The 429-nt window shown below is 71.6% G+C and carries 1 protein-coding gene; it reads right to left on the bottom strand.

Annotated features, from left to right (window positions below; all coding sequences use genetic code 11):
* On the bottom strand, positions 1-429 hold a 429-nt coding region (locus ACTQ1S_RS09400), incomplete at both ends, for a hypothetical protein (RefSeq protein ID WP_441547575.1).

The following is a 429-nucleotide window of genomic DNA, read 5'->3' on the forward strand; positions in this document are numbered from 1 at the left end:
GTAGGGCCCGCTCTTCGGTGGTGTTGGTGGTGTTGTCCAGGATGAGCGCCGACGGGTAGACGGCGTAGCTTCCCAGGGCTTCGCCTACCAGCTTCACCGCGCTGGTCTTGCCCGCGCCGGGGGGCCCGTACAGGATGGGCAAGGCCGCGTCCGCGTGGCCGGTGGTGGCCACCCCGAACAGCCGCATGACCCACGCCCGCTGTTCGGGGTCGGGGAAGGCCGCCGCCATGAAGGTGTCCCACAGTGGGGTGGCGATGTCCGCCGGGTAGGCCGCTGCCGTGGCCAGGTGGGGAGTGTTGGGGTCGATGTCCAGCCGGGGGGTCAGTCGGGGCTTCGACGCCGCCAAGTCCCACGGCACGCCGCCCGCCCACAAGATGTTGGGGTCGGCGTCCAGGCTCGCCGTGTCGGCGCGAAGCCACGGAAGCGACG

Source organism: Collinsella sp. LCP21S3_D3 (assembly GCF_052118305.1).
Classification (GTDB): domain Bacteria; phylum Actinomycetota; class Coriobacteriia; order Coriobacteriales; family Coriobacteriaceae; genus Collinsella.